The sequence below is a fragment of the Streptomyces sp. NPDC047022 genome, assembly GCF_040644155.1.
Classification (GTDB): Bacteria; Actinomycetota; Actinomycetes; order Streptomycetales; family Streptomycetaceae; genus Streptomyces.
The window spans coordinates 226,692-250,507 of record NZ_JBEYVV010000002.1 but is presented as its reverse complement, the minus strand read 5'-3'; the positions used below and the strand labels follow the sequence as shown (position 1 = coordinate 250,507).

At 66.0% G+C, this 23,816-nt stretch carries 18 protein-coding genes; 2 read left to right on the top strand and 16 right to left on the bottom strand.

Features of this window, described 5'->3' with window-relative positions:
* Positions 1-8: 8 nt before the first annotated feature.
* The 3 genes from ABZ845_RS04545 to ABZ845_RS04535 form a co-directional block, all read right to left on the bottom strand.
* A complete protein-coding gene (locus ABZ845_RS04545) occupies positions 9-539 on the bottom strand; it encodes a hypothetical protein (protein WP_360972877.1) in 531 nt (176 codons plus the stop codon).
* Positions 539-2,785: a hypothetical protein gene (locus ABZ845_RS04540; protein ID WP_360972875.1), complete on the bottom strand. Its 2,247-nt coding sequence runs from the start codon at positions 2,783-2,785 to the stop codon at positions 539-541. Before ABZ845_RS04540 ends, ABZ845_RS04545 begins: the two co-directional genes overlap by 1 nt.
* 67 nt (positions 2,786-2,852) lie before the next feature.
* Positions 2,853-3,263 (bottom strand): hypothetical protein, encoded by a 411-nt coding sequence (locus ABZ845_RS04535; RefSeq protein ID WP_360972873.1) that lies wholly within the window; start codon positions 3,261-3,263, stop codon positions 2,853-2,855.
* A 380-nt stretch (positions 3,264-3,643) separates the two neighbouring features.
* Here ABZ845_RS04535 and ABZ845_RS04530 point away from each other — a divergent pair, with 380 nt between their 5' ends.
* Positions 3,644-4,051 carry a hypothetical protein gene (locus ABZ845_RS04530; protein WP_360972871.1) on the top strand — a complete coding sequence of 136 codons (408 nt, stop codon included), beginning with the start codon at positions 3,644-3,646 and terminating at the stop codon, positions 4,049-4,051.
* A 151-nt stretch (positions 4,052-4,202) separates the two neighbouring features.
* Here ABZ845_RS04530 and ABZ845_RS04525 read toward each other — a convergent pair whose 3' ends face one another.
* The 11 genes from ABZ845_RS04525 to ABZ845_RS04475 form a co-directional block, all read right to left on the bottom strand.
* Positions 4,203-5,288 (bottom strand): hypothetical protein, encoded by a 1,086-nt coding sequence (locus ABZ845_RS04525; RefSeq protein ID WP_360972869.1) that lies wholly within the window; start codon positions 5,286-5,288, stop codon positions 4,203-4,205.
* 38 nt (positions 5,289-5,326) lie between these two features.
* Positions 5,327-5,536: a hypothetical protein gene (locus tag ABZ845_RS04520; protein WP_360972867.1), complete on the bottom strand. Its 210-nt coding sequence runs from the start codon at positions 5,534-5,536 to the stop codon at positions 5,327-5,329.
* 18 nt (positions 5,537-5,554) lie between these two features.
* On the bottom strand, positions 5,555-6,781 hold the full coding sequence (gene mycP / locus ABZ845_RS04515; protein WP_360972865.1) for a type VII secretion-associated serine protease mycosin: 1,227 nt from the start codon (positions 6,779-6,781) through the stop codon (positions 5,555-5,557).
* Between the two features lie 1,613 nt (positions 6,782-8,394).
* On the bottom strand, positions 8,395-8,877 hold the full coding sequence (locus tag ABZ845_RS04510) for a hypothetical protein (RefSeq protein WP_360972863.1): 483 nt from the start codon (positions 8,875-8,877) through the stop codon (positions 8,395-8,397).
* Between the two features lie 193 nt (positions 8,878-9,070).
* Positions 9,071-9,232: a hypothetical protein gene (locus tag ABZ845_RS04505; RefSeq protein WP_360972861.1), complete on the bottom strand. Its 162-nt coding sequence runs from the start codon at positions 9,230-9,232 to the stop codon at positions 9,071-9,073.
* Between the two features lie 45 nt (positions 9,233-9,277).
* Positions 9,278-9,574 (bottom strand): hypothetical protein, encoded by a 297-nt coding sequence (locus ABZ845_RS04500; RefSeq protein WP_360972859.1) that lies wholly within the window; start codon positions 9,572-9,574, stop codon positions 9,278-9,280.
* Positions 9,575-9,859: 285 nt separating this feature from the next.
* On the bottom strand, positions 9,860-11,053 hold the full coding sequence (gene tuf / locus ABZ845_RS04495) for an elongation factor Tu (protein ID WP_360972857.1): 1,194 nt from the start codon (positions 11,051-11,053) through the stop codon (positions 9,860-9,862).
* 167 nt (positions 11,054-11,220) lie between these two features.
* Positions 11,221-13,347 (bottom strand): elongation factor G, encoded by a 2,127-nt coding sequence (fusA, locus tag ABZ845_RS04490; RefSeq protein ID WP_360972855.1) that lies wholly within the window; start codon positions 13,345-13,347, stop codon positions 11,221-11,223.
* 39 nt (positions 13,348-13,386) lie between these two features.
* Positions 13,387-13,857, bottom strand: a complete 471-nt coding sequence (gene rpsG / locus ABZ845_RS04485; protein WP_003992340.1) for a 30S ribosomal protein S7 — start codon at positions 13,855-13,857, stop codon at positions 13,387-13,389.
* Positions 13,858-13,859: 2 nt separating this feature from the next.
* Positions 13,860-14,231 (bottom strand): 30S ribosomal protein S12, encoded by a 372-nt coding sequence (gene rpsL / locus ABZ845_RS04480; protein ID WP_003948652.1) that lies wholly within the window; start codon positions 14,229-14,231, stop codon positions 13,860-13,862.
* Positions 14,232-14,450: 219 nt separating this feature from the next.
* On the bottom strand, positions 14,451-14,684 hold the full coding sequence (locus ABZ845_RS04475) for a hypothetical protein (RefSeq protein ID WP_360972853.1): 234 nt from the start codon (positions 14,682-14,684) through the stop codon (positions 14,451-14,453).
* Between ABZ845_RS04475 and ABZ845_RS04470 the strand changes: the two genes are divergently transcribed.
* Positions 14,677-15,987 (top strand): mannosyltransferase family protein, encoded by a 1,311-nt coding sequence (locus ABZ845_RS04470; protein WP_360972851.1) that lies wholly within the window; start codon positions 14,677-14,679, stop codon positions 15,985-15,987. The two genes, ABZ845_RS04475 and ABZ845_RS04470, sit on opposite strands and share 8 nt — an antisense overlap.
* Positions 15,988-16,235: 248 nt before the next feature.
* Here ABZ845_RS04470 and ABZ845_RS04465 read toward each other — a convergent pair whose 3' ends face one another.
* Together ABZ845_RS04465 and rpoB are read right to left on the bottom strand one after the other, a co-directional pair.
* Positions 16,236-20,156 carry a DNA-directed RNA polymerase subunit beta' gene (locus ABZ845_RS04465; RefSeq protein WP_360972849.1) on the bottom strand — a complete coding sequence of 1,307 codons (3,921 nt, stop codon included), beginning with the start codon at positions 20,154-20,156 and terminating at the stop codon, positions 16,236-16,238.
* Positions 20,157-20,258: 102 nt separating this feature from the next.
* The gene (gene rpoB / locus ABZ845_RS04460; RefSeq protein WP_360972847.1) at positions 20,259-23,744 is read right to left on the bottom strand and encodes a DNA-directed RNA polymerase subunit beta; all 3,486 of its coding nucleotides are present in this window, start codon (positions 23,742-23,744) and stop codon (positions 20,259-20,261) included.
* Between the last annotated feature and the right edge of the window lie 72 nt (positions 23,745-23,816).

The window sequence follows — 23,816 nt, the reverse complement described above, 5'->3', positions numbered from 1 at the left end:
CGGCGGACTCACTTGGTGCAGTCGAACTTCTTCGTCACGCCCGGAACGAAGTCATCGACGAATCGCAAGAGCTTTTTATAGCCGGCGGGAGATTCTTCGACACGGCTACCGCGAAAGTATATGGTAACCGACATGTAAGCAGTGCGTGTATTACATGTCGCCTGAACAATTGCCTCCTCGCTCCCGATTGCCGCGTACCCCGGAAACGACACCTTCCGCTGGGCCACATATTTGTACTGAGTGCCCACCGTATTCCAGTCCGTGGGTTCTGGCGCACGGTCCCAACGGTTTATGTCAGCGAACAGAATCTGATGCCCGTCTACGCTCAACGTGCATCCCGTACCCGGCCGAGCCTCACCAGCCGCGTAATTCTGCTTGATCGAACTTCCGCTGGGGAGAAGCGGCGACAGCGCAGATTCTCGCACGGGCACTTCACAGAATTTCTTCGGAATGGCGGCTTGCGTGCTGCCGCAGCCGGCCAACACTCCCGTCACCGCGACACACACCACGGAAAGGAGTTTCCGTCCAAGCTTCGTCATCACTGGTCCCCCAACAAGCCACGAGCCCTCGCATTGCCATCATTGGCCGTCGCCGCAATCATCTTGTACACACCATCATCCCGGGAGTACCCGGTGTGATGGGAAGCCCAGTCAGAGTTTACCGAGTACCACTGTCGGGCGATGGCATTGAGTTGATTCTGGCGAATGTTGTATGTCGCCTGGCTGTCACTGGTCAGCTTGTCCGCCTGGTGCTTCTGTTCATCCATGATCCAGGCAGTGGTCAGAGCATCAACGCCGCGCTGCAAACCGTCGCCGAACTCCGGAACGAAATTGATCAGCCCCCCGACAACGTGGTAGCTCCACGCTTTGTCCCAGGTATAGTCGTGCTGATCACTCTTTAGCGCCTCATACCGGGCTTGCTCCATGAAGCCAACCGCATAGCCGGCGTCCCCGAGCGTGTCCTCTGGTGGCCTCGTCCTGTCGTGGAGGTCATCCGCAATCGCATAGTTCATGCCTTCATGGAGCAGACCATAGGAATACTGGCTCCGGGATATCTGCTTGGTGATGTCCATGACCTGGCTGCGGTCCAGCTTGGGACCATGGCTCCCATGGCGATTTTCGGTGTCAGCCATCGCCGCATACGTCTCGTGCCCATGATTGGTCATGATTTTGGCCATGTCGTCGCGCAACGATGCCGGCATGTCATCTCCCTGCCCGGACAGAACGTCGAGCGCATGTACGAACACACGGTTGTTGGCATCAGAGTGCGAGGTGGGCCCCAATGGACGGGGGCCGTGGGGATCGACGCCGGTGGCAGCCGCGGTGAGCACGTCTCCTAGGCCCTGGCGGTTGTCTGAGTCCTCGACGTCACCCGTGTCACGCTCGATGTCTTGTCCATGCCCGCTCCACGCCGTGGTGTTGGTGATGTTCCAGTCACGACTGCCATGACCGTGGCCCAGGAGGTAGTCAAGGCGCTCCTTACCGACGCTCGTCCCGGGGTCCAAATAGCCCGCTGACCCTTCTGGATTACGGGACATGATCTCCAGGGCCCCATCGACTGGATCATTCGCGAACCAGTCGTTTCCGTCCTTCTTGTCGAAGCGTCCGTACAGGTCCCAGATGTCCGGTGTCTTCTTCTCCGCAGCGATCATGTCATCGGTGACGTCCGCGACAAACTGCGGCGAGAACCCATGTCCTTGCTGCATCAAGGTGGCAAGGCTCTGGTAACCGCGTGCCCGCTGTCCGTGCCCCTTGAAGTCCTTACCGACGCTCTCCCCTGCCACCTTGAGGTCGTACGCGCCGTCCCCACACTCACGCAGCCCCCGGCGCCAGGAGTTGTAGAACCGGGCATCCTTCGTCTTCGTCCACGCCGTGAATGCCTCGTTGTACGCCGGGGTCCCGAAGCGCAGGTGCTTGCCATTCGCGTCTTTGAAATCGGGGACCTTCGTAGCGGTGGCCAGAACATCAGCCAGTCCGCCGTTGATCTCCAGATACGTGCTCTTGTGGTGCGTATCGTCAAAGTACGCGAGGTCGTCGAACCTATTGGTCAACTTGATTACGCGGTCCGGTCCCAACCCGTCCAGGAAGGTCTGGCTGAACTCCTTGTTGCCCTTCTCCTCCGTCAAGACGCGGCGCAGTTCGGCGAGGTCGGCGGCGGAGACCTTCTCGCCGTTCGCCACCCGTGTGGCGATGTCGTCCGCTTCCTTGGCCTCGTACTTCTCGATGTCATTCATCGCCTTGCCGTTGAAGCCCTTGGGATTAGAGCCCAAACCGTCGGGAGGGGTCACGACGCCTTGAAGGGCGATCTCGACGTTCTTGTCGGCATCACCCACGTTGCTGACGCACCTGTCGATCAACTCCTGCCAAGAGCCGACAGTTTTGCGGACGCTCTCCTGGTAGTCAGGGTCGTGGACGTACGCCATGCGCTCGCCCTGGCTGAGCTTCGACGTGTCGTACGTGACCACGCCCTGGTCCGACACCGCCATCCCCTTGGCAATGGCATCGTCACGGGCCGACTCGAGCTTCTTCCGCAGATCCACGAACTGCGTATGCGCCTCGCGCAGGATCGAGGCGATCGCCTTCGCCTCCGCCTGGGCATACTTGTACTGATCGAGCGTCAGACCGAAACGCCGGTTGGCGGCTTCCTGGCTCACCCCTTGGAACGTAGGACGAAGGGTGATGCCGTGGACGTCCTTCCCGTATGCGGTCTCCTGGTCCTTGAACTGCTTTGCCATCCCGTCCCAGGTGGCAGCCGCCGTGGTGAGCTTGCCCAGGTCGGTCGTCATGATCTCGTGGTACGTAGGCATGGGTCCCCGTTGAGTGTGAAAATGCACGAACCGGCACAGGCGAAGCTCAGTGATCCGACTGTGGCGAGATCAGATCGAGGGCAGACCGCTTGCCCACCCCAGAGGCAGTCTCCACGTCCCCCGTGTACAGCGTTCCGCTGTTCTGCCGCAACGCGTTCGCGTCCGATGTCAGCATGGCCACAAGATTGCTCGACTGATCGACCCAGGTGCTGTGCGCCTTCTTCACCGCCGTGGACGTCAGCCACCCGTCCCCGTCGCCCGCCGCGAACGCCTTGACCACCGCATCGGTGTCAACATCCGCGAACTTCCCCGCGTTACCAGTGGCGCCCTTGATGGTGAAATCGATCGCGTTCGCCGCGGCGAGCTTCTCCGATGACGACGACGCAAGAACCGGCCCACTGCCAGAGGTCCCGCCACCCGCATCACCCGCCGGCACATGATTCAGCCGCATACCCACGGACTGACCAGATCCGCCACCCGACTGGTGCTCCCCTGGTGCACTTCCCGCCATGCTCTCGCCCCCGGTCACTTGATTGGCGTGCGCTCGTCACACTAGCAACCACGCCACCACGCTGCTCAGGCATCGCCTGCTGATAACACGTCAAACCGGCACGAGGCGCGCCTTGGTAGGAGGGCCGGGCAACGGCAAGCCCGAGCGGGCACGCACTGCCCCGGTTCTCGCGGCCATCTGACGGCACGTCGGTGTCTACTGGCAGCCCAGACCGTTACGGCCCCAATGAGTACCAGTGAGCCACCGGAAGACTGCCGGCCTGGGGAGTTCGGTGACAGGTACATGTGATGGACTTCCCCTGACTCACCGAGTGACAGGGGGAAGAAGTGACTGCCGACGAAACGCCCCGGGAAGCCGTAACGTCCCTTTCCGCGCAGGAGCACACGGAGCGGTGCCGCCGGGACGGAGAGAGGATCGACAACTGGTCGACGGTCTGGACCGTCCTGGCTATCGCGCTGTGGATCACCTTCATTGTGCTGCTGCTTACTTCCTATGGCCCCGAGATCGATTCGTACTCGGGAGCCAGGGACAACATGTGCAAGGGCCCACTTTTCGCCAGTCCCAGGCCGTCCGAGGAGTGCCTCTCCTATCAGTGGCACCAGTGGCCGGCGCTGCTGGGCGTATCGGCTCTCGCGGTCCTGTTGACGATCACCGCGGCCGCGACGGCCGTGTACGCCAAGATCCTTACGCGCATGGCGAGCGCCGGCGGCCACAGCGCCTCGGGAACAGGCTGACCGGTACCAAATACTCCGACGGCGGTTTCGCACCGCCGTAAACCTTGAAGATCCGGGCCGCGCTGCTCCGCCACGCCGAAATATGGACGAACCGCATCTCAGGAGAACGCGGGCACCCAGTACGCACGAGTTCCGCATCTGCCCGATTTCCCTATGCTCCGGACATCATCCTCACATTGGTGCAGCCGCGCTGCTTCGCCTCATGTTCGGCGAATGCCTTGAGCGCGGAGTTGGCGAACGAGGCGGAGTAGTGCGCGACCGGGTAGGTGTCGGTGGGGTCGTCCCACAGGTGATACAGCACAAAGACCGCCGGCTGTGCCGACTGCGGGCACGTGGCGGTCGCCCAGGAGTAGTCATGGCCCTCGAAGGTGAGGTCGTCTCCCTTGCCGGTCATGAACTCCTTGGCGATGGCGCCGTAGTAGCCGTACAGGCCGTAACCCGGCTTCTTCGCCTCCGTGACCAGGTAGCAGTTGGTCTGCGGTGCGTCCGGGTCCGCCGGGTACTCCATGACATCGGGCGTGCCGTTCTGTGCCGCCGCCGTGCCGCGCAGCGCGAGGCATGATCCCTGAGCCTGCCCCAGCGGCTTGGCCGTATCGGGCGTGCCCAGGCGTGCGCTGCTCAAGCCGGTGACCTGCTTGCCGAGCGCCCTCACATGGCAGCCGTACTTCTCCGCCGCTTTCTTGGCGGATTCGGCGGTCACCCGACCGAGACCGCCGAGGGTCGTGCTGTTCGACTTGCCGAACAGTTCACCGTAGGCAACCAGAGCCTTGCTCTTCTGGTTCTCGCAGTCGAGCGCGACCACCACCCCGTAGACGCCCCCGTCGTACCTGACGATGCCGGGCCAGCCGTGGCCGAGCGGCGCTGCCTGGTTCGTCACACCGTTGTAGCCCAAGCCGTAGTAGGCGAGGTCCCCAGAGGGGGGAGCGGCGGTGCTCCAGCGCAGCCTGAGCACCAGGTAGCTTTTCTGTCGGCCTGATACCGAGCTGTGGACACTGCAGCCGGTCAGGTAGTCCGAGTCGTCGTAGGCCCTGGCACGGGGCTGCGAGGAGTTCAGAGCGGCCTCCAGTCCCGCCTGGGCCAGCGTGCCGTCACAGGCTGAGTCGAGGGAGCGCCCGTCTCGCCAGGACGCGTAGATACCGGTGCTGTACAGGACCTGGGCCGTGACCGCCAGCACCAGCAGGAGGCCACCCACGGCCCAACCGACCCGGCGCCGCCGTCGGCTCGCGAATATCTTCAACGCCCTATTCCTAACGGGCGCAGTGTGCCGCTCGGGCATCAGCGATCAGAACGGATTTCCATCAGCGAGCGGTCACGGCCGTGCCCGTATGCGTCCTGGCCCACGTGGACGAAGTGCTTGGTCCAGTCGCCGTCGACAGCGCGGCCACGGCTGTCCGCCCAGGCCCTGACCAGCTTGTCGACGTCGTTCCGGCCGACCTGGTAGGGCTTGGCATTCGCTTCGGTCGCGGTGAGGTTCGCCTCTGCCACATGCTCCGGTTCCCGCGGTCATCCGACAGAACGTCGGCGCCTGCTGACAGCCCAGGCCGTTGCGGCTCCCCCAACGAGTACCAGGGCGCCGATGCCCACACCGATCCACAGGGTGCTGCCGTCACCGCCCTTGGGTGACGCTTCGGCCGCGCGTGCGTCGTTCGAGCCGGCGGATCCCTTGGACGCAACAGCACCAGGGGACGGCGGTTTTGATGCCGTCTGCGCGAAGTCCGGGAGCGGATAGACGTCGGCGGGTCCGGGGTCGCCGGGGCTCTGCAGGGCGATGCGCGGGCGCACGATGCCGTAGCCGATGGAGTCGTTGCGCTTGGCACCGTTCGTGGGGCCGCCGGCGGTGTTCAGCATGACGCGGAGCACCTGATTGTTGGTCCAGTCCGGGTGCACGGACCAGATCAGGGCGGCACTGGCAGATGCCAAGGCGGTGGCGTCGCTGGTGCCTTCGGTCTTGCAGAGTCCTGTCTTGCCGCCGCAGGCGTGAACCATGTCCTGGCCGGGGGCTGCGATGTCCACTTGAGGGCCGTACTCGGAGAAGGAGCTGCGCCGGAGGTCTTTGCCCACAGCGGCCACGCCGACGACGCCGGGCGTCGCCCCGGGGTATTCGATCGGGTTCCCCTTGTCCCCGTCGTTGCCCACACCTGCGAAAATGAGCGAATCCTGCTTCAGGGCGTACTTCACGGCAGCAGTCAGTTCTGGTGAACCGACTGTCGATGCCCGGGAGATGTTGATGACTCGGGCACCGGCGTCCACCGCGTAGCGAATGGCCTTGCTGATGTAAGAGGGTCCGGCGAAAGGGTTGCCATCGTGTTCGCCCGGTAGCCGTACGGGAAGGATTTTCGTGCCGGGTGCGAGTCCGAACGCGCCCTTTCCGCCTCCGTATGCACCGGTACCAGCGATGAGCCCGGCCATTCCCGTGCCGTGTCCTTCGAAGTCCGTATGCTCGTCACCGCCGCGGCTTGCGGGTGCGAGGTCCTTTCCCTTGAGGACTTGGCCCTTGAGGTCAGGGTTGTTCCAATCCACCCCGCTGTCGATCACCGCGACGGTGACGCCCCGCCCTGTGCTCGTCCGCCACATCTCTTCCGCGTGCATGGCGTCCAGGAACCACTGCTGGGAACGTGTGCCATCCGCGTACGCCTGCGTGGTTGTACCGCCCATTAGAAGCAGACCGATGGCTGCCGAGGCCAAGGCACGCATGCCTTTGTGCCGTATTTTGACGATCGGCGCGTTCATCGTTCGCGTGTCTCCTGATCGTCGGCGGCCGGGCGCCCACTCCCGCGGTCGGTCCGCCGCTTCTCCTGTCGCCGCCGGGCACCGCCAGTCGGGCCGTCGGGAGCGGCACGACCGCCCCTCCGAGGACTTGACTGGCTGGGCACGCCTCCGGAGATCCCTCCGCGCGTCGGTGCGGACGGAACAGGTGCACCAGGCCGCGTCGGGGCGGGGCCCGTCTGCTGTGGTGTGCCACCGACGATGCCGTCGCGGGGCGGGAACGCCGAGCGCTCAGCCGTCGGCCCGGACGCGCGTGCGCCAGGCTGAATCCGTGGCCCCGAGGTCGGCACACGGCTGACGGGGCCGCGAGTTCCCGTAGGCTCGCCACCCACCACCCCGCCAGGCGCACGCCCCATGGGCCTGCTGGTGGAAGAAGGCCCAGCCGGCCGGCCTCCCGTGATACCCGGAGTGGCCGGAACTCGACCTCCTGACGCGGCGTCCTGGCCCGGGAGAGTGCCACCCGACACCACGCCGGGACGTGACAGGGCGCGGTTCGTGGCAGGGCCGGGTTCGACGACTGCGCGCGTGGGAGCAGAGCGGCCGATACCCTCTCTCCCCGTCTGGACGGGTATGCGCTGCCCATCAGATACCCTCCCCGGGCCGCCCGGAGCCGAAGGCATGCGTACGGGACCGGGGGAGATCGGCAGAACCGGGCCCTGCGTCAGCGGTGGAGCACCCGTGTCCGGGCGGGCGGTGCCGGTCGGCGCCGCAGGCGGCTGGTGAACGTCTGACGGCGCGGACGCCGAGTCAATGCCGACGTGCGTAGCGGGCTCGATGCTCGGCGGGCTCACGTGCCTGGACGGTGTCCGGCTCGTGGGCGGGTCTGAAGGGACCGTCAAGGCCACGTTGTCACGATGCCGAGCACCTGCGGGGCTGACGTTTCGAGAGGATCCAGAAGCGACGCCTGCGCTTTCCGCCCCACTTGAGGTGCCAGCCCCAGGACGAGCCAGGTTCTCGGATGTCTCTCCAATCCCCGAGGCAATGCCTTTGGGTGGCGGCGGAAACTTAGGCCGCTCCAACCCATTCATCTGCGTCGCGGACTGCTCGTACGACTGCCCCAGCCCCCGCATCTGCGCCGCCGCCTCCTGGCGGACCTTCTCGCGGTCGGCCTTCAGCGCGGCCAGATCACTCGAGGCCTTGGCTCGCTCGGGGGCAGCGTCCGGGTCGTTGTGGGCCGCGTTCGCCGCGTCCAGGTTCGCTTGTGCGCCCTTGGCGTCACGCGGAATGGAGGCTTGGGTCCTGGCGATCGCGTTGGATGCCTGGCCCAGCCACTTCGCCGCCCCCTCGCTCAAGTCCCCCAATCTGTAGGTGGAGTTGGCGAGGTCGCCGGCCCAGGAGCGAAACGCGTCCGCGCCCTCTCCTTTCCACTCCACCCACTGCGGACGGACCTTGAGGTCATCGGCGATCTTGCGGATCTCCGTGGTGGCGGTGGTCAGGCGGTCGGCGGCGGACTGCACCTCCCCCGCGTCCGCCTGGTCCAGCCATGCCAGCATCTGCTCGTGGCTCATGTCCTCGAAGGACGTACCGCCACCGGTTCCCTTGCCGGACATCAGAGCCTCCCCGTTTCCATCGGACCGTCAGATCGTGCCGCCCGAGTCGCCCTTCGGCGGCTGCGCGGTCTGCTTCGGCGTGCCCTCTCCGTCATGAGTCTTGGGCAGTGACGGGTCGTAGCTGCCGCCGTAGTGCTCGGTCGTCTCCTTGCTGATCGCCGCCATGCGCTCGCGGATGTCGAGGTCGAGGTTCTGGTAGCCCTTGTGCGAGGCCATGACGGCGATGCCCATGCCCTCCATGGAGTCCGACAGCAGCTTCGAGAGGGTCTCCAACTCACTGATGACCGTCTCGTACGCCGTGTACAGACCGGACGCCTCCGACCAGGATCCACCTCCGCCGCCGAACTGGTGACGCCCGAGTTGATCCTGCCCGATCTTGGCCGAACCGGCATCCGAGCCCTTCAGGCCGCGAATCAGGTCGTCCACCCGCTGCTGGAACTTGGTGAACGACGCGTACTCGGCGGCCATCTCGGCCTGGGCGCCGATGGCATTCAGCGTCGCACCGGACAAGCCTGGCAGCTCCGAAAACAACGTCGGCGGCTGGCCGGACGCTCCGGATCCGGCATCGCTCGGCAACACGTCGTCCTCCCCCGTGTGTTCGTAAGGCGCAAGCCTCATTGACAACACTAACCAGGGCCGGTGACAGTTCCCACTCCGGTCGTGCCTCAGACGATCAGAACCGGCCGAGGTCACCGAACGAAGATCACAGCTTGAACAGGGCCCCGCGCCACGTCCACCCCGCCCCGAGGACCGCCTCCTGCAAGGGCGTCTTCAGGTCAGCGGAGTCGAAGCGGAACACCTCCGTCTTCCTGAGTCTGCCGTCGGTTCCCCGCTCGACCGTCCAGTGCCGGGAGGACGTCGTCACCTGTCCGCGAGTCTGCTCCTTCGCGACGGCCAGTCCGGGTGTGTCTCAGGTGACATCCCACTGCTGGTCGAGCGCGCGGACCTCGTGCCGCTCCGGTACCAGGCGCATCCGGATCAGGAGAACCTGACTCGCCTGGACGCGGGCGAAGAAGGTGTGCCACGCGGGATCCCGGATCCGCCACTCCGCCACCAGCTCGGCCTCGTCCACGGCCCCGGGGCGCACCACGTAGGGCACGTCCGGTCCGTTGACTTCGAGCAGCGCTCTGCGCACCTCCTCGGGAGATCGTGGCACGGCTTCACCGCTGGGGCGCCTGGTACCGGTCAGCTTGTCGAAAAGACCCATCGGATCGACAACCTGTCACTCGGGACACCTGGCGCGGCACTTGGGCTGTGCCGCGCCCCAGGATGCCGCCTTCGTATCCGGACGCGGCACCCGGGGGACGCTTCGGGCCCCGCGTGCGGCGCCCTTCTCCGAGTCGGCGGACCCCTCGGTCGCAGCGGCGCCCAAAGACCGCTCCTCCGACGCCGCGTGGGATCCGGGAAAGCGAAGAGGCCCGTACGACCGGAGTCGTACGGGCCTCTTCAGGTCAGGTGACCCCGAAGGGTCAGACCCTCAAGAGAGCAGGGCTCACTTGTTGATCTTGATGACCTGGCCGGCGCCCACCGTGCGGCCACCCTCACGGATGGCGAACTTCAGGCCCTCTTCCATGGCGACGGGCTGGATGAGCTCCACCTTCATCTCGGTGTTGTCACCCGGCATGACCATCTCGGTGCCCTCGGGGAGGGTCACAACGCCGGTCACGTCCGTCGTACGGAAGTAGAACTGCGGACGGTAGTTGTTGAAGAACGGCGTGTGGCGGCCACCCTCGTCCTTGGAGAGGATGTAGGCCTGCGCCTCGAACTCGGTGTGCGGGGTGACCGAGCCCGGCTTGATGATGACCTGGCCGCGCTCGACGTCCTCGCGCTTGATGCCGCGGAGCAGCAGACCGACGTTCTCACCGGCCTGGCCCTCGTCGAGCAGCTTGCGGAACATCTCGATGCCGGTGACCGTGGTGGTGGTCTTCTCGGTCTTGATGCCGATGATGTCGACGGTCTCGTTGACCTTCAGGACACCACGCTCGATACGGCCGGTGACGACGGTGCCACGACCGGTGATCGTGAAGACGTCCTCGATCGGCATCAGGAACGGCTTGTCGACGTCGCGCTCCGGCTCCGGGATGGACTCGTCGACGGCCTTCATCAGGTCGAGGACGGACTGCGTCCACTCGGAGTCGCCCTCGAGGGCCTTGAGCGCGGAGACCTTGACGACCGGCAGGTCGTCGCCCGGGAACTCGTACTCGGAGAGGAGCTCACGGACCTCGAGCTCGACGAGCTCCAGGATCTCCTCGTCGTCCACCATGTCGGCCTTGTTCAGGGCGACGACGATGTACGGAACGCCGACCTGGCGGGCCAGGAGCACGTGCTCCTTGGTCTGCGGCATCGGGCCGTCGGTGGCGGCGACCACCAGGATCGCGCCGTCCATCTGCGCGGCACCGGTGATCATGTTCTTGATGTAGTCAGCGTGACCGGGGCAGTCGACGTGGGCGTAGTGACGCGACTCGGTCTGGTACTCGACGTGCGCGATGGAGATGGTGATACCGCGCTGGCGCTCCTCGGGCGCCTTGTCGATGTTGTCGAACGCGGTGGCCTCGTTCAGGTCCGGGTACGCGTCGTGCAGCACCTTGGTAATGGCGGCCGTGAGGGTCGTCTTACCGTGGTCGATGTGACCGATGGTGCCGATGTTGACGTGCGGCTTAGTCCGCTCGAACTTCGCCTTCGCCACTGGGGTCCTCCTGTGGAGTGGTTCTGTACGCCTTACTCATCGGCGCCAGGTGATCTTTGCTGGGGTGCCGCCCGCCGGGGTCGTGCCCTGGGCCGGAACCGGGGTTCCTTACGAGGTCGAAAACCCCGGCGGTCGGTGTCAAGCCTAAAGCGTGTGAACGCGGTGCGTTACTCGCCCTTGGCCTTCGCGATGATCTCCTCGGCGACGTTCCGCGGAACCTCGGCGTAGGAGTCGAACTGCATCGAGTAGCTTGCGCGACCCGAGGTCTTGCTGCGGAGGTCTCCGACGTAGCCGAACATCTCCGAGAGGGGCACGAGGCCCTTCACGACGCGGGCACCGGCCCGCTCCTCCATGGCCTGGATCTGGCCACGGCGGGAGTTGATGTCGCCGATGACGTCACCCATGTAGTCCTCGGGCGTGGTGACCTCGACGGCCATCATCGGCTCGAGCAGCACGGGGCTGGCCTTGCGCGCGGCCTCCTTGAAGGCCTGCGAACCGGCGATCTTGAAGGCGAGCTCGGAGGAGTCGACCTCGTGGTAGCCACCGTCGATCAGCGTGACGCGCACGCCGGTCATCTCGTAGCCCGCGAGGATGCCGAACTGCATGGCCTCCTGCGCACCGGCGTCCACCGAAGGGATGTACTCCTTCGGGATACGGCCGCCGGTCACCTTGTTCACGAACTCGTACGAGGCGTCGCCGCCCTCGATGGGCTCGATCGCGATCTGCACCTTGGCGAACTGACCGGTACCACCGGTCTGCTTCTTGTGCGTGTAGTCGACGCGCTCGACGGCCTTGCGGATCGTCTCGCGGTACGCGACCTGCGGCTTGCCGACGTTGGCCTCGACCTTGAACTCACGGCGCATACGGTCGACCAGCACCTCGAGGTGCAGCTCGCCCATGCCACCGATGATGGTCTGGCCGGTCTCCTCGTCCGAGTGGACCTGGAAGGAGGGGTCCTCCTCCGCGAGACGCTGGATGGCGACACCCAGCTTCTCCTGGTCACCCTTGGACTTGGGCTCGATCGCGACCTGGATCACCGGCGCCGGGAAGTCCATGGACTCCAGGATCACCGGGTTCTTGTCGTCGGACAGCGTCTCACCGGTGGTGGTCTGCTTCAGGCCCATGACGGCGACGATGTCGCCGGCGCCCACCGACTCGATCTCCTCACGCTTGTTGGCGTGCATGCGGTAGATCTTGCCGATGCGCTCCTTCTTGCCCTTCACCGAGTTCAGCACCGCGGTGCCGGACTCCAGGCGGCCCGAGTAGACCCGGACGAAGGTGAGCTTGCCGAGGTGCGGGTCGCTCATGATCTTGAACGCCAGCGCGGACAGCGGCTCGTCGTCGGACGGCTTGCGCTTGACGACCGTCTCCGCGTCCTTGACGTCGTGGCCCTCGATGGCCTCGATGTCGACCGGGGAGGGCAGGTAGCGCACGACCGCGTCGAGCAGGGGCTGGACGCCCTTGTTCTTGAACGCGGTACCGCAGAACACCGGGGTGACCGTGGTGTCCTTGGACTTGCCGGACGCGATGGTGATACGACGGATCGCGGCGTACAGCTGCTCCACGGAAGGCTCCTCGCCCTCCAGGTACAGCTCCATGATCTCTTCGTCGTTCTCGGCGACGGCCTCGACCAGCTTGCCGCGCCACTCCTCGGCCGCCTCGGTGTGCGTGGCCGGGATGTCGACGGTGTCGTACATCTCGCCCTTGGTGGCCTCTGCGGACCACACCAGGGCCTTCATCGTCACCAGGTCGACGACGCCCTTGAAGTCCGCCTCGGCACCGATCGGCAGCTGCATGACCAGCGGCTGCGCACCCAGACGGTCGGAGATCATGTCGACACAGCGGTGGAACTCCGCACCGGTGCGGTCGAGCTTGTTGACGAAGCAGATACGCGGAACGCCGTAGCGGTCCGCCTGACGCCACACGGTCTCGGACTGCGGCTCAACGCCGGCGACGCCGTCGAACACCGTCACAGCACCGTCGAGCACACGCAGGGAACGCTCCACCTCGACGGTGAAGTCGACGTGGCCCGGCGTGTCGATGATGTTGATGGTGTGGTCGACGTCTTCCAGCGGCCAGTGGCAGGTGGTGGCAGCAGAGGTGATCGTGATGCCACGCTCCTGCTCCTGCTCCATCCAGTCCATGGTGGCAGCGCCGTCGTGGACCTCACCGATCTTGTAAGACACACCGGTGTAGAACAGGATCCGCTCGGTGGTGGTCGTCTTGCCCGCGTCGATGTGGGCCATGATCCCGATGTTGCGGACCTTGGCCAGGTCAAGTGAAGTGGTAGCCATAAGGCTTCAGTCTTCTCTCGGTCTCGATGTGGGTAGCGACTACCAGCGGTAGTGCGCGAAGGCCTTGTTGGACTCGGCCATCTTGTGCGTGTCCTCGCGCTTCTTCACAGCGGCGCCGAGGCCGTTGGACGCGTCGAGGAGCTCGTTGAGCAGACGCTCGGTCATGGTCTTCTCGCGACGGGCGCGGGAGTAACCGACGAGCCAGCGCAGCGCGAGCGTGTTGGCGCGACCGGGCTTGACCTCGATCGGAACCTGGTACGTCGCACCACCGACACGGCGGGACTTGACCTCGAGGGTCGGCTTGATGTTCTCAAGAGCGCGCTTCAGCGTGATGATCGGGTCGTTGCCCGTCTTCTCACGCAGGCCCTCCATGGCGCCGTAGACGATGCGCTCGGCGGTGGAGCGCTTGCCGTTCAGCAGCACCTTGTTGATCAGGCTGGTCACCAGAGGGGAGCCGTAAACCGGGTCGATGATGACCGGGCGCTTCGGGGCGGGGCCCTTACGAGGCATTCTTACTTCTCCTTCTTGGCGCCGTAACGGCTGCGAGCCTGCTTGCGGTTCTTGACACCCTGGGTGTCGAGCGAGCCACGGATGATCTTGTAGCGAACACCCGGCAGGTCCTTCACACGGCCGCCTCGCACGAGCACGATGGAGTGCTCCTGCAGGTTGTGTCCCTCACCCGGAATGTAAGCGGTGACCTCGATGCCGCTGGTCAGACGCACACGCGCGACCTTGCGGAGGGCCGAGTTCGGCTTCTTCGGGGTGGTCGTGAACACACGCGTGCAGACGCCGCGACGCTGAGGGGATCCCTCGAGTGCGGGCGTCTTGTTCTTCTCGACCTTGTCCTGCCGGCCCTTACGGACCAGCTGCTGGATCGTAGGCACTACTTCTCCGGTTTCTGTGTGCCGATAGGTACAGCTAACCTGGAACGTCTCCGACCCACGCGGTCGGGTGTGTCGAATCCCGCAAGCTCCCCGCCGTGAGGCGGGAAGGGCGCAGATTGCGGTGGCCGGTGACGGCTCGCTGTGCGGTTGAAGGCACGCACGAGAGCCAGGGCACACCCCAGGCACAAGGTATGAGCGTACCCAGCCTATTCACTCCGGTCAAAACAAAAGCAGCGCAACCGACACGCCGGACGTCGGACGCCCGTCCACCTGCGATTTCTCGGACCGGCGCACCTTGCCGCAGGACGACCGGCGCACGAACGCGATCCGGCCGTCGCGGGAACGGACGACAGCATGGATTCCCCGCATGTCGGATTCGTGGATGTGCAACCCTGAACCGATCTTGTGATTGGCCGGTTCGGCCGGTGGTTCGGGGGGCCCGTACATGACCACGACTTCAGGGGAGACGTCGTCCACGGACGGCGGCGCATACGGCGACCCCTGCCCGGATACGCCCGCGACGACCGCTCAGGAGCCCGCGAGCGCCGGCACCCCGTGCCCGCGCCTGCTCCCTACCTCCCGCCCCTACCTCCCGCCCCTGGCGCTGTACGGCGCGGCGAAGCTGGTCGGCCTCGGTGTCTTCGTCCGGCTGCTGGAGTACGCGGGCGACTACCGCGGCAAGGACCCCCGCTTCGGCGGCGGCGCCCACTGGTGGGACGTACTGGCCAGCTGGGACGGCTGGTGGTATCTCCAGATCGCGGAGAACGGCTATCGGCCCGAGCCCCTCAAGCCGCTCGCACCGGGCGGCCAGTTCACCGCCGAACAGAACTCGGTCGCCTTCTTCCCGCTCTACCCGACCCTGATCCGCGCCGTCTCGGACATCACGGGGCTCACTCTGTACGGCTCGGCGATCCTGGTCTCGGTCCTCTGCTCCTTCATCGCCGCCGCCGGGATCTACGCGGTGATATCCCTGCTCGCCGGCGCCCGTGCGGGCACCATCGCGGCGGGCCTGTGGGCCGTGGCCCCCGCGGCGGGCGTCGAGTGGGCCGTCTACTCGGAGTCCCTCTTCGCCGCGATCGCCGTCTGGACCTGCTACGCCGTGCTGAAGCGGCGCTGGGTCGCGGCCGGACTGCTCGCCTTCCTGTCAGGACTGAGCCGGCCCACCGCAGCGGCGCTCATCGGGGCGGTGGGCCTGGCCGCGCTGGCGACCGTGCTCCGACGGGACAGCCGACGCGAGCAGGGGGTGATGGCCCCGCTGTACGCCCTGGCCGCGGCGCCGCTCGGGCTGCTGTCCTACGTGCTGTGGGTCGGCCACTCGATGGGCGACCCCACCGCGTATTTCGCCCTGCAGCGCGAGGCCTGGGCCCATTATTTCGACTTCGGCTCCTACACGCTGGACGTGCTGCGGAACGTGGCGGTGGGCCACAGCGGCTATCTCTTCGCCTACCCCGTGCCGGACCTCATCGCCGTGCAGATGGTGGCGGCCCTGCCTTTCCTGGTGGTGCTGACGCTGCGGAAGCGGCCCCCGCTGGTGCTGACCGCGTTCACGCTGGCGACGATCGTGTCGATCCTGGGGACCCAGCAGATGTTCGGCAACACCCCGCGCCACCTGCTGCCCCTCTTCCCCCTGCTCCTGGCCCCGGCGGCCACGATGAGCCGGCTGAAGTGGCCGGCCCTCGCGGTGTTCTTCACCACGACGGCAGTGGCTTCGGGCTGGTACGCCCACTACCTGATCTTCGAACTGGGCATCCCTTAGCCAACCCGTCGCCCCCGGCATCCCGGACTTCTACAGGTCCATCGTCGGCCGCGGCACCGTCGTGGTCGCTCGCGCGGTTCCCCGCGCCCCTGAGAGCACGCTCCGCGCGTATGGACGTCCGCGCCCCGACAGGGGCGCGGGTGACAGCGCAAAACCCACCACGTACCCGCACCCGTCAACGCCGAAGGGCGGCCACCCCGAGAAACGGGGTGGCCGCCCTTCAGTTCAGCCAAGCGGCCGACGCTACGTCACTGGTTGTACGGACCGTAGTCGTAGTCCTCCAGCGGAACGGCCTGGCCGGAACCCGTGCCGAACGGCGAGTAGTCGATGTCGTCGTAGCCGACGGCCGAGTACATCGCGGCCTTCGCCTCCTCGGTCGGCTCGACCCGGATGTTGCGGTAGCGGGACAGACCCGTACCGGCCGGGATGAGCTTACCGATGATGACGTTCTCCTTGAGGCCGATGAGGCTGTCGGACTTGGCGTTGATCGCCGCGTCCGTCAGGACTCGGGTCGTCTCCTGGAAGGAGGCGGCCGACAGCCAGGATTCCGTCGCCAGCGAGGCCTTGGTGATACCCATCAGCTGCGGACGACCGGAGGCCGGGTGACCGCCCTCCTGGACCACACGACGGTTCTCGGTCTCGAACTTCGAGCGCTCGACCAGCTCGCCGGGCAGCAGCTCGGCGTCGCCGGACTCGATGATCGTCACACGGCGCAGCATCTGCCGGATGATGATCTCGATGTGCTTGTCGTGGATCGACACACCCTGCGAGTTGTACACCTTCTGGACCTCGCCGACCAGGTGGACCTGGACGGCACGCTGGCCAAGGATGCGCAGCACGTCGTGCGGGTTGGTGGCACCCACGGTGAGCTGCTGGCCCACCTCGACGTGGTCGCCCTCGCGGACCAGGACCTTGGCGCGCTTCGAGATCGGGTAGGCGCTCTCGTCGCTGCCGTCGTCCGGGGTGACGACGATCTTCTTGGTCTTCTCGGTCTCCTCGATCCGCACGCGGCCGGAGGCCTCGGAGATCGGGGCGACACCCTTCGGGGTACGGGCCTCGAAGAGCTCGACGACACGCGGCAGACCCTGGGTGATGTCGTCACCGGCCACACCACCGGTGTGGAAGGTACGCATCGTCAGCTGGGTACCGGGCTCACCGATGGACTGGGCGGCGATGATGCCGACCGCCTCACCGATGTCGACCAGCTTGCCGGTGGCCAGCGAGCGGCCGTAGCACATGGCGCAGGTGCCGACGGCGGACTCGCAGGTCAGGACCGAACGGGTCTTGACCTCGGACACGCCGCGAGCGACCAGTTCGTCGATGAGCACGTCGCCCAGGTCGGTGCCGGCCGGAGCCAGCACCTGGCCGTCCACGACGATGTCCTCGGCGAGGCAGCGCGCGTACACGGACGTCTCGACGTTCTCCGCCTTGCGCAGCACGCCGTCGGCCTCGAGCTCGGCGATGTGCAGCTTGAGGCCACGGTCGGTGCCGCAGTCCTCCTCGCGGATGATGACGTCCTGCGAGACGTCCACCAGACGACGGGTGAGGTAACCCGAGTCGGCCGTACGCAGAGCGGTGTCGGCGAGACCCTTACGGGCACCGTGCGTGGAGATGAAGTACTCCAGCACGGACAGACCCTCACGGAACGACGCCTTGATGGGCCGCGGGATCGTCTCGTTCTTCGCGTTCGACACAAGACCACGCATACCGGCGATCTGACGCATCTGCATCATGTTGCCTCGTGCACCCGAGTTCACCATCATGAAGATCGGGTTGGTCTTCGGGAAGTTCTCGTTCATCGCCTCGGCGACCTCGTTGGTCGCCTTGGTCCAGATCGCGATGAGCTCCTGGGTGCGCTCGTCCTTGGTGATCAGACCGCGCTCGTACTGCTTCTGGACCTTCTCGTCCTGCGCCTCGTAGCCCTTGACGATCTCCTTCTTCGCCTCGGGAACGACGACGTCGGAGATGGCGACGGTGACACCGGAACGGGTGGCCCAGAAGAAGCCGGCCGCCTTCAGGTTGTCGAGCGTCGCCGCCACGATGACCTTCGGGTAGCGCTCGGCGAGGTCGTTGACGATCTCGGAGAGCTGCTTCTTGCCGACCTCGTAGTCGACGAACGGGTAGTCCTCGGGCAGCAGCTCGTTGAAGAGCGCACGGCCCAGCGTGGTCCTCAGACGGAAGCTGTCACCCTGCTGCCACTCGGCGCTGTAGCCGCCCTCGGCCGAAGCGTCCTCGTCCGGGGCCGGCGGGGTCCAGCCGCGCGGCGGGATGGTGCCCACCGGGAAGCGGATGTCCACGCGCGACTGCAGCGACAGCTCGCCGGCGTCGAACGCCATGATCGCCTCGGCCACGGACGCGAAGGAGCGGTCCTCGCCCTTCACGTTCCGCATCTCGCCGTCCGTGGTCAGGAAGAACAGACCGAGGACCATGTCCTGGGTCGGCATCGTGACCGGGCGGCCGTCGGCCGGCTTGAGGATGTTGTTCGAGGACAGCATCAGGATGCGGGCCTCGGCCTGCGCCTCCGCGGACAGCGGCAGGTGCACGGCCATCTGGTCACCGTCGAAGTCCGCGTTGAACGCGGTGCAGACGAGCGGGTGGATCTGGATGGCCTTGCCCTCGACCAGCTGCGGCTCGAAGGCCTGGATGCCGAGGCGGTGCAGGGTGGGCGCACGGTTCAGCAGAACCGGGTGCTCCGCGATGACCTCTTCCAGCACGTCGTACACGACCGTACGGCCGCGCTCGACCATGCGCTTGGCGCTCTTGATGTTCTGCGCGTGGTTCAGGTCGACCAGGCGCTTCATCACGAACGGCTTGAAGAGCTCCAGCGCCATCGCCTTCGGCAGACCGCACTGGTGCAGCTTGAGCTGCGGACCGACGACGATCACGGAACGCGCCGAGTAGTCGACACGCTTGCCGAGCAGGTTCTGACGGAAACGGCCCTGCTTACCCTTCAGCATGTCGCTGAGGGACTTCAGCGGACGGTTACCGGGGCCCGTCACCGGGCGGCCGCGGCGGCCGTTGTCGAAGAGGGCGTCAACAGCCTCCTGAAGCATGCGCTTCTCGTTGTTGACGATGATCTCCGGGGCACCGAGGTCCAGGAGCCTCTTCAGACGGTTGTTGCGGTTGATCACACGGCGGTACAGGTCGTTCAGGTCGGAGGTCGCGAAGCGGCCACCGTCCAGCTGCACCATCGGACGCAGGTCCGGCGGGATGACCGGCACGCAGTCCAGGACCATGCCCTTGGGGCTGTTGGACGTCTGCAGGAACGCGGAGACGACCTTCAGCCGCTTGAGGGCGCGGGTCTTCTTCTGGCCCTTGCCGGTGCGGATGATCTCGCGAAGCCTCTCGGCCTCCTCGTCGAGGTCGAAGGACTCCAGGCGCTTCTGCAGCGCCGCGGCACCCATCGAACCGTCGAAGTACGTGCCGAAGCGGTCACGCAGCTCGCGGTAGAGCAGCTCGTCGCCCTCGAGGTCCTGGACCTTGAGGTTCTTGAACCGGGTCCACACCTCGTCCAGGCGGTCGATCTCGCGCTGCGCACGGTCGCGCAGCTGCTTCATCTCACGCTCGGCACCCTCGCGGACCTTGCGGCGCACATCGGACTTGGCGCCCTCGGCCTCAAGCTCGGCCAGGTCGGTCTCGAGCTTCTTGGCGCGGGCCTCGAGGTCGGCGTCGCGGCGGTTCTCGATCTGCTGCCGCTCGACGGAGACATGCGCCTCCAGGGAGGGCAGGTCGCGCGTGCGACGCTCCTCGTCGACGTACGTGATCATGTACGCCGCGAAGTAGATGACCTTCTCCAGGTCCTTCGGGGCGAGGTCGAGCAGGTAGCCGAGCCGCGACGGAACGCCCTTGAAGTACCAGATGTGCGTGACGGGAGCGGCAAGCTCGATGTGGCCCATCCGCTCACGGCGCACCTTCGCGCGCGTGACCTCGACGCCACAACGCTCACAGATGATGCCCTTGAAGCGGACACGCTTGTACTTGCCGCAGTAGCACTCCCAGTCCCGGGTGGGGCCGAAGATCTTCTCGCAGAAGAGTCCGTCCTTCTCGGGCTTGAGGGTGCGGTAGTTGATGGTCTCGGGCTTCTTGACCTCGCCGTGGCTCCACTGACGGATGTCGTCCGCGGTGGCCAGGCCGATCCGGAGCTCGTCGAAGAAGTTGACGTCGAGCACTATGCGTCAATCCCTCTCAGGGTCGAAAGTCTTTGGTCTGATACGGGGGCCTGGGGGTCGGCCGGGGCCACGCGCGATGGCGAGGCCCCTGCCGGACTCCCGTCAGACCTCTTCGACGCTGCTCGGCTCGCGCCGGGACAGGTCGATGCCGAGCTCCTCCGCAGCGCGGAAGACGTCCTCGTCGGTGTCACGCATCTCGATGGACATACCGTCGCTGGACAGCACCTCCACGTTCAGGCACAGGGACTGCATCTCCTTGATGAGCACCTTGAAGGACTCGGGGATGCCGGGTTCGGGGATGTTCTCGCCCTTGACGATGGCCTCGTAGACCTTCACGCGGCCGGTGACGTCGTCGGACTTGATGGTCAGCAGCTCCTGGAGGGCGTACGCGGCGCCGTAGGCCTCGAGGGCCCACACCTCCATCTCACCGAAGCGCTGGCCACCGAACTGGGCCTTACCACCCAGCGGCTGCTGGGTGATCATCGAGTAGGGGCCGGTCGACCGCGCGTGCAGCTTGTCGTCGACCAGGTGGTGCAGCTTGAGGATGTACATGTACCCGACCGAGATCGGGTCCGGGAACGGCTCGCCGGAGCGGCCGTCGAACAGCCTCGCCTTGCCGGACGGGAGCACCATGCGCTCGCCGTCGCGGTTCGGGATGGTGTGCTGCAGCAGACCCGCGAGCTCGTCCTCACGCGCACCGTCGAAGACGGGGGTGGCGACGTTGGTGCCCGGGGCAACCTGGTCGGCGCCGATGGCCTGCAGGCGCTGCGCCCACTCGTCCCCGAGGCCGGAGACGTCCCAGCCGCGGCTGGCCAGCCAGCCGAGGTGGATCTCCAGGACCTGTCCCGGGTTCATTCGGGACGGCACACCGAGCGGGTTGAGGATGATGTCGACCGGGGTTCCGTCCTCGAGGAACGGCATGTCCTCGATGGGAAGGATCTTGGAGATGACACCCTTGTTGCCGTGGCGGCCAGCGAGCTTGTCACCATCCGTGATCTTGCGCTTCTGTGCCACGTAGACGCGGACCAGCTGGTTCACGCCCGGGGGCAGCTCGTCGCCCTCCTCGCGGTCGAAGACGCGCACGCCGATGACCTTGCCGATCTCGCCGTGCGGCACCTTCAGCGAGGTGTCACGGACCTCACGGGCCTTCTCACCGAAGATCGCGCGCAGCAGGCGCTCCTCGGGCGTCAGCTCGGTCTCACCCTTCGGCGTGACCTTGCCGACGAGGATGTCACCGGCCACGACCTCGGCACCGATACGGATGATGCCGCGCTCGTCCAGGTCGGCGAGGACCTCCTCGGAGACGTTCGGGATGTCCCGGGTGATCTCCTCGGGGCCGAGCTTGGTGTCACGGGCGTCGACCTCGTGCTCCTCGATGTGGATCGAGGAGAGGACGTCGTCCTGCACGAGGCGCTGCGACAGGATGATCGCGTCCTCGTAGTTGTGACCCTCCCACGGCATGAACGCCACGAGCAGGTTCTTGCCGAGCGCCATCTCGCCGTTCTGAGTGGCGGGACCGTCGGCGAGGACCTGGCCCTCGACGATCCGGTCGCCCTCGTTGATGACGACCTTCTGGTTGACCGAGGTGCCCTGGTTGGAGCGGGCGAACTTGGCCAGGCGGTACGTGATGTACGTGCCGTCGTCGTTGGCGGTGGTGATGTAGTCCGCGGAGACCTCCTGGACCACACCCGCCTTCTCGGCCTTGACGACGTCGCCGGCGTCGACCGCGGAGCGGTACTCCATGCCGGTGCCGACGAGCGGCGACTCCGACTGGATCAGCGGAACGGCCTGGCGCATCATGTTCGCGCCCATGAGGGCACGGTTGGCGTCGTCGTGCTCGAGGAACGGGATCATGGCGGTCGCGACCGACACCATCTGGCGCGGCGAGACGTCCATGTAGTCCACGTCCTCGGGGCCGACGTAGTCGACCTCACCGCCGCGGCGGCGGACCAGGACGCGGTTCTCGGCGAAGCGGAGGTCGTCGCCGAGCGTGGCGTTGGCCTGCGCGATGACGAAGCGGTCCTCCTCGTCGGCGGTCAGGTAGTCCACCTCGTCGGTGACCTGGCCCTCGACGACCTTGCGGTACGGGGTCTCGACGAAGCCGAACGCGTTGACCCGGCCGTACGAGGCGAGCGAACCGATCAGACCGATGTTCGGGCCTTCGGGCGTCTCGATCGGGCACATACGGCCGTAGTGCGACGGGTGCACGTCACGGACCTCGAAGCCGGCCCGCTCACGGGACAGACCACCCGGGCCGAGCGCGGACAGACGCCGCTTGTGCGTCAGACCCGACAGCGGGTTGTTCTGGTCCATGAACTGCGACAGCTGGCTGGTGCCGAAGAACTCCTTGATGGAGGCGACGACCGGCCGGATGTTGATCAGGGTCTGCGGCGTGATCGCCTCGACGTCCTGCGTGGTCATGCGCTCGCGCACGACGCGCTCCATACGCGCCAGACCCGTACGGACCTGGTTCTGGATGAGCTCGCCGACACTGCGCAGGCGGCGGTTGCCGAAGTGGTCGATGTCGTCCGTCTCGACGACGATCGACTGGCCGCTGTCGGCGACCGTCTCGGTCTCGCCCGCGTGCAGCTTCACCAGGTACTTGATCGTCGAGATGACGTCCTCGACGGTCAGGATGCCCGCGTCGAGCGGGGCGTCCGCGCCCAGCTTCTTGTTGACCTTGTAGCGGCCGACCTTGGCGAGGTCGTAGCGCTTCGGGTTGAAGTAGAGGTTCTCCAGCAGCGTCTGCGCGGCCTCACGCGTCGGGGGCTCGCCCGGGCGCAGCTTGCGGTAGATGTCGAGCAGCGCGTCGTCCTGGCCCTGGGTGTGGTCCTTCTCCAGGGTGGCGCGCATGGACTCGTACTCGCCGAACTCCTCGAGGATCTGCTCGGTCGTCCAGCCGAGCGCCTTCAGGAGGACGGTCACGGACTGCTTGCGCTTGCGGTCGATACGGACACCGACCATGTCGCGCTTGTCGATCTCCATCTCCAGCCAGGCACCCCGAGACGGGATGATCTTGGCGGAGAAGATGTCCTTGTCGGACGTCTTGTCGATCGAGGAGTCGAAGTAGACACCCGGCGAACGGACCAGCTGCGACACCACGACACGCTCGGTGCCGTTGATGACGAAGGTGCCCTTGTGCGTCATGAGCGGGAAGTCGCCCATGAAGACGGTCTGGGACTTGATCTCGCCGGTCTCGTTGTTGGTGAACTCGGCCGTGACGAAGAGCGGGGCGGCGTACGTGAAGTCGCGGTCCTTGCACTCGTCGATCGAGTTCTTCGGCGGCTCGAAGCGGTGGTCGCGGAACGTCAGCGACATCGACCCGGAGAAGTCCTCGATCGGGGAGATCTCCTCGAAGATCTCCTCGAGACCGGACTTGGTGGGGACGTCCTGACCGGACTCCAGAGCCTCCTCGACCCGACTCTGCCAGGCGGTGTTACCGAGCAGCCAGTCGAAGCTCTCGGTCTGCAGCGCGAGCAGGTTCGGAACCTCGAGAGGCTCCTTGATCTTTGCAAAGGAGATGCGCAGCGGGGCAGTGCTTGCGCCGTTGTTCATATTCGCGGTCGAGGCATTGCGCGAGGCGGCCAAGAGGGGGTCCTTCCGAGGGCTCGGACTCACTACGCGCGTCCCGGTCCCCGCTGGACACGGAGATGGAAAGTC